Annotated in this window: 6 protein-coding genes; 3 read left to right on the plus strand and 3 right to left on the minus strand. The window is 77.3% G+C overall.

Annotation, left to right across the window (positions count from 1 at the left end; translation table 11 throughout):
- Positions 1-50 precede the first annotated feature (50 nt).
- Complete coding sequence (locus BJP40_RS10120) at positions 51-581, plus strand: hypothetical protein (RefSeq protein ID WP_079171061.1); 531 nt, start codon at positions 51-53, stop codon at positions 579-581.
- 238 nt (positions 582-819) lie between these two features.
- On the opposite strand, the gene BJP40_RS10125 is transcribed toward BJP40_RS10120, so the two are convergent.
- Complete coding sequence (locus BJP40_RS10125) at positions 820-1,947, minus strand: DUF2786 domain-containing protein (protein ID WP_071280077.1); 1,128 nt, start codon at positions 1,945-1,947, stop codon at positions 820-822.
- Complete coding sequence (locus BJP40_RS10130) at positions 1,944-2,339, minus strand: helix-turn-helix domain-containing protein (RefSeq protein ID WP_071272999.1); 396 nt, start codon at positions 2,337-2,339, stop codon at positions 1,944-1,946. The genes BJP40_RS10125 and BJP40_RS10130 overlap by 4 nt, the downstream gene beginning before the upstream one ends.
- Positions 2,340-2,414: 75 nt before the next feature.
- Between BJP40_RS10130 and BJP40_RS10135 the strand changes: the two genes are divergently transcribed.
- Positions 2,415-3,275, plus strand: a complete 861-nt coding sequence (locus tag BJP40_RS10135) for an NAD(P)H-binding protein (RefSeq protein ID WP_371258621.1) — start codon at positions 2,415-2,417, stop codon at positions 3,273-3,275.
- Positions 3,276-3,574: 299 nt separating this feature from the next.
- Here BJP40_RS10135 and BJP40_RS10140 read toward each other — a convergent pair whose 3' ends face one another.
- Entirely contained in the window at positions 3,575-4,489 is a 915-nt protein-coding gene (locus tag BJP40_RS10140; protein WP_071280089.1) for an NADP-dependent oxidoreductase, read from the minus strand.
- Between the two features lie 147 nt (positions 4,490-4,636).
- On the opposite strand from BJP40_RS10140, the gene BJP40_RS10145 reads away from it, so the two are divergent.
- Positions 4,637-5,905, plus strand: a complete 1,269-nt coding sequence (locus BJP40_RS10145) for a LuxR C-terminal-related transcriptional regulator (RefSeq protein ID WP_071280078.1) — start codon at positions 4,637-4,639, stop codon at positions 5,903-5,905.
- The last annotated feature ends 95 nt before the right edge of the window (positions 5,906-6,000 follow it).

Here is a 6,000-nt window from a genome sequence, read left to right on the forward strand (position 1 = left end):
GCCCCTGATAGCTTGGCGCGGTCTTGCCAACCGTTGAGGGGGACTTGATCGTGCGAACGCTCATCAGGAACGGTGCGGCGGCCGTGGCCGCGCTCGCCGCGGCCACGGCGCTCACCGCCTGCGGCTCGGACTCCGGCACGACCGCCGAGCCCGGCGAGGGCACCGCTTCCGGCAGCCCGTCCGCCTCCGCCACGGGCGGCCACGGCGGCCACGGGGTGACGCTCGCGGACGTGGAGGGCACCTGGACCGGGGCGCCCGACGGCAAGCCCGTCAGCCTCACCATCGGCCAGGGGCAGGCCGTCATGCTGGCCGAGGGCAGCATCTGTCAGGGCACGGCCACCCAGGGCGAGCACGTCGAGCTCGCCCTGACCTGCCAGGGCGGCGCCGCGAAGCGGACCAAGGGCGTGGTGGAGTCAGCCGACGGGAAGGTGCTGGTCGTCGCCTGGGAGTCGGGCGCCCGGGACACCCTGGCCAAGGGCCCCGACGCGGCGCCGACGGCCCTGCCGTCGGGCCTCCCGACCGCCTTCCCGTCGGGTCTGCCCTCCGTGCCGCCGCTGCCCTCCCTCCCGCCGACCCCGTAAGGCCCGTCCCTGCGCGGCAGCACGGCGACGGGGGAGCACTGCGGGCGCCGCGCCGGGTCCGCCGGACCTCCCCGGACACGGCACGCGACCGCGCCGGGCGTCCCGGCTCAGGGACCCACCCCCGTCGGGGCTGCCCCTGGACGTCCCCACCGCGGCGCCGCGCCCGCCCCCTACAGCTCACCGGCCGGGCCCGCAAAGTCCCGGCCGGAGTCGCCTCCCTTCGTGACCTGCGCAGGGCTCAGGCGTCCGGGAGCTCGCCGCGGTGCCGGCCGGTGGCGGCGCGGTCGGCGGCGGCCGTGCCGTGGTCCCAGCCGGCCCGGTCCGTGGCGCCCCGGACCCGGGTGCTCACCGTCTCGGGAAACATCCGGTCCGCCCGCGCGGCCACGGCCACGTCACGGGCGGCCAGCACCGGCAGCAGCGTCGGCGCCTCGGCGGACACCCGTCGGGACGTCGACGCCAGCCGGTCGCCCAGCCGGTGCGCGTAGGCCAGCAGGAAGGACTGCCGGAACGTCTTCGTACGCTTCCGGCCGCCCTTCCGCTGGGCCGCTTCGGCGGCCGTCATCGCGGTGTCGCCCTGCACCAGGAGGGAGGTGTACAGCACCTCCACCGCCTCCAGGTCGGCGGCGAACCCCACGACCGTCGAGAAGCCGAACGCCTCGTTCCACACCGCCCGGCAGCGGTTCGCGGAGGCGACCGCGTCCAGCAGGATCGCCTTGGCCGCCTCGTACGGCGGGTCCACGCCGATCCGGACCGCGGCGGGCTCGTCGGACGTACGCGCCGGGTCCGTGAGCGCGGCCTCGTCGAGGCGGTGGCGGGCCATCAGCTCCTGCGCCTTCGCGGTGAACGCCTCCGCCTCCTGCGGGTATCCGGTGGCCTCCGCCTTGGCGAGCAGTGCCCGGATGCGCGCCAGCGTCCGGGAGTCCCCCGGCACCGGCGCCGTCACCGGCGCACCTCCAGGAGGCGGACCCACTGGTTCCAGCGCGGGCAGCCGCGTGAGCAGCCGGTACAGCTCCAGGACGGCCGTCGCGTACGAGAAGCGGTCCGCCGACCACGGCGCCACACCGGCCAGCTCCTCCACCTGCTCCGGCCAGCGCGGCGGCAGCCGCCCGTACCGGGCCGTCTCGGCCCCGACCAGGGCGGCGAGCACCCGCACGTGCCGGTCCTCCAGCTGCCGCCCGGTGGTCCGCACCACGTCGGCGGGCTGCCAGCCGCGCCGCCACGCCCGCGCGAGCAGCTCCTCGCCGTGCCGGGCCAGCGCCGCGTCCGCGCCGGGGTCGGCGGCGAGGAGGGAGGCGCCCGTGTCGAGGGAGGCGTCGTCGTCCCGGTACAGGGCGGCCGCCAGGGCGCGCTCCACCGTGCCGCTCACGGCGTGCCCTGCCGTTCGTCGTAGGCACGGCGGGCCTCCGCGATGACCCCGCGGTGGGCGAGCGACCAGTCGGCCAGCGCCTTGATGAGCCCGGTCATGCTGCGACCGGTCTCCGTCAGCTCGTACTCGACCTGCGGCGGCACCACGGGGTGCACGGTCCGGGTGACGAGCCCGTCGCGCTCCAGGCGGCGCAGGGTGAGCGTCAGCATGCGCTGCGAGATGCCGGGCACGAGCCGCTGGAGCTCCCGGAACCGCCGTACACCGCCCGCGAGTTCGACCACGACATGCACGGTCCACTTGTCGCCCAGCCGGTCCTGGACGTCCCGGACGCCGCAGTCCTCCGAGCAGTCCAGCCCGGCTTCCCCGGTTACCCCGGTGTGCCCCACCGACATCGAAGTGCCTCCTTACGCGCGTGCCGTACCCGCACACACCATGGTCGCAGCGCACGGAACCACGGACCGAACCTCATGAACGGGGGCTTCTCCATGCTGCTCATCACCGGTGCCTCGGGCGGACTCGGAGGCTTGGCCGCGCAGCACGCGCGGGGCCGCGGCGACGTGGTCCTCGGCAGCCGCTCGGGGGACCCGGCGGGCGCCCGCCGGGTGGACTTCGACGATCCGGCGTCCCTGCCGGACGCCTTCGCAGGGGTGGACACGCTGCTGATGATCTCCGCCGGGTACGGGGAGGACGACACCGTCACCGCCCGCCACGAGGCGGCCATCGGCGCCGCCGAGCAGGCGGGTGTCCAGCACGTCGTGTACACGAGCCTGTCCGGCGACGGCGACCACCTGCCGTACGCCCTGGCCCACCGCTGGACCGAGCGGCGGCTGCGGCGCTCACCGCTGGCGTGGACGGTGCTGCGCAACGGCCTCTACGCCGAGTTGCTGGCGATGCTCGCGGCCCCGGACCCCGACGGCCGCGTCACCGCGCCGCTCGGCGACGGACGGCTCGCCGCGGTGGCGCGCGCGGACCTCGCGGAGGTGGCGTTCCGGGTGGCCGCGGACCCGTCCGCGCACGCGGGCCGGGTGTACGAGCTGGTGGGCGAGGTGCCGCTGGGCGGCGCGGACCTGGCGGCCGCGGTGTCGGCCACGTACGCGCCGGTCACCCTCGCGCAGGCCCGGGCGGCGGTGGCGGCCACGGGCGCGGCCCCCTTCCAGGTGCCGATGCTGGTGGGCACCTGCACGGCGATCGCCCACGGCTTCCTGGAGGGCCCGGGACGGCCCGGGGACCTGCGCACGCTGCTGGGCCGGGAGCCGCGCCCCGCCCTGGACGTCTACGCGCACGCGGTGGGCGCCCAGGCGGCGGGCGCGGTCCGCCCCGGCCGGTGACCCCGGACCGGACGGGGCCCGGAGCCTGGGGCGGGGTCGCGCTTCGCCCGGGCGGCCAAGAGGCGAGGCGGCGACGGCTTGCGGGTGTTCTACCGGACCGGACGTGTCCCCGGGCCGCGTGCCGCACGCGGCCCGGCCGGGGCACCGGTCGTGGGCGCCGCGGTGGCCGGTGGACGGCCGCCGGACCGTCCCGTCCGGCGTGGCGGCGGGGCCGCCGAGGGACGACGGTGGACGACTGACCCGCGCCCGCGGGGCCGCGGGTGACGGGCCCGCCGCGCCCGTCACCCGCCGGCGCGCGCTCAGACGGTGAGGACGAGCTTGCCGCGCACGTGCCCGCCCTCGCTCAGCGCGTGCGCCTTGGCGGCGTGCGCGAGGGCGAAGGTCTCGACGACCGGGACGGTGAGGCGGCCCTCGGCGGCGAGCTGCCCGTGCTCCGCGAACCACGCGGAGGCCACCTCCGGCGGGGTGCCGCCCGGGGAGAACGGGACCCCGTGGTCGGCGGCGCCGTGGTCGGCGATGGTGACGATCCGGTCGGTGGTGCCGCCGCGCAGCTCGATCGACACGGGCAGCGCGTTCCGCCCGGCCGCGTCGAACACCGCGTCGACGCCCTGCGGCGCGGCCTCCCGCACCCGGTCGGCCAGCCCCTCCCCGTAGGCGACGGGCACCGCGCCCAGGGCCCGCAGGTACGGGTGGTTGGCCGGGGAGCCCGTGCCGACGACGGTGGCGCCGCGCAGGGCCGCGAGCTGCACGGCGGCCTGGCCGACGGCTCCCGCCGCGCCGTGCAGCAGCAGCGTTTCGCCCTCCCGCACGGCGAGCAGGTCGAGCACGCGCCGCGCCGTCTCGGTGGCCACCGGCAGGGCGGCGGCCGCCTCGAACGACAACCCGGCCGGCTTGCGGGCGAAGGCGCCGGACAGGGCGTACTCGGCGTAGGACCCGGTCGCGGCGAAGCCGAACACCTCCTCCCCCACGGCCACGTCGGTACGGCCGGGCCCGACCGCGTCGACGACGCCGGCGAGTTCCAGCCCCGGCACGGCGGGGAACGTCGTCGGGAAGAACTCCTGGAGCAGGCCGCTGCGGATCTGGCAGTCGGCCGGGTTGACGCCGGCCGCGACGACCCTGACCCGGACCTGGCCGGGGCCGGGCTCCGGCAGGTCGGCGGTGCCGGGGCCGAGGACGTCCGGCCCGCCGAACTCGTGGTGGACGACGGCGCGCATCCGCATGACGGTGACTCCCCTGTGATCGCTTTCGGTGTACGGCTCCATCGTCGGCCGCCTCCGGCCCCAACCGGGCTGACCGGTCGACCAGTTCGACCTGTCCGGAAGGACAGGCGCCCGCCACACGCGCGTCCCTAGGCTGAGCACATGGACGTGATGCCCGATTCCACGGCGGTGGCCGCCCTGACCGCCGCGTACGACGTGATCCGCCAGCCGCTGGGCGCGATCCTGCCGCGCCTGTCGGAGGTGCTGGCCGCGACGGTCCCGCACCGGGCGGCCGCCGAACTGTCGACGCACTGTGCGCACTCGCCGGTCAAGACGCACGGCGACCCGGCGCTCACCGCCCGCATCACCACGGCCGACCTGGCCCCCCTGCTGGCGTCCGGTGTTCCCGGCCGCCCGTGGCAGGGCACGCTCGACGTGGCGGGCGCCGAGCACCCGGTGCTGACCGTGACGAGCGACGCGACCCCGCGCGGCGCGGTGCTCCTCCTCGTACGGTCGGAGGACACACCCGTCGGGCCGGAGGCCCTCGCGGTGGTGCAGGCCCTGTGGGACCTGGTGACGGGCCACTTCGAACGGTTCGCGGTGGAGGCGGAGCCGGGGGCGCTGGCCCGGTCGGTGGCGGCCGCGGGCACCCGCGCGCGGGTCATCGCCGAGTTGGGCGAGGCGCACGCTGCGGCCCTGACGGGGCTGCTCGGGGTGCTGCGCAGCCGCCACCTGGACGACTCCGCGGCACGCGCCGCCGCCACCGACCTGGCCGTGTCGGCGCTGGTGGAGCTGCGGGCCCAGGCGGAGCGGGACCAGCAGATCGCGGAGGAGCCCGCGGACCGGGCCTTCGAGCGGCTCGCGGAGTCGCTGCGGCCCCTGGTGCGCTACAGCCCGGTGCGGCTGGCGTTCGCCGGTCCCGGTTCGACGCGGTCGCTGCCGGCCGACGTGGCGCACGCGGCGCGGGCGACGGTGCGGGCGGTGCTGATGCGGGTGCTGGAGCAGGAGGGCGTGGACCGTGTGCACGTGGCCTGGCGGTTCGCCGACGGGGACCTGCACGCCACGGTGCGGGACGACGGGCCCGGCACGCTCACGCTGTGCGACCTGGAGGGCGACCGGGTACGGGAGCGGCTGGGTGTCCTGGACGGGCGGGTCGAGGTGGAGGCGGTGCCCGGCTGGGGGACGACGGTCACGGCGGTCGTCCCGCTGGGCGGCGCGGCCCCGGAGCCGGCGCCGCAGCCGCTGACCGTGCTGGGCGAGCGGGAGCTCCAGGTGCTGGCACGCCTCGCGCAGGGCCGGCGCAACCGGGTGATCGCGCAGGAGCTGCACATCAGCGAGTCCACCGTGAAGTTCCACGTGGCGAACATCCTGACGAAGCTGGGCGTGGGGTCGCGGGGCGAGGCGGCGGCCCTGTTCCACGCGGCGGCGTAGGGGCCCGGCGACGACGCCCCGCCCGGGAGGCGTCCGTCCGGCCGTACGACCACCCGCACCGCCCGCGGCCGGCCGCCGCACGGGCGCAGGCCCGT

It is taken from the genome of Streptomyces sp. CC53 (assembly GCF_001865245.1).
In the GTDB taxonomy this organism is placed as follows: Bacteria; Actinomycetota; Actinomycetes; order Streptomycetales; family Streptomycetaceae; genus Streptomyces.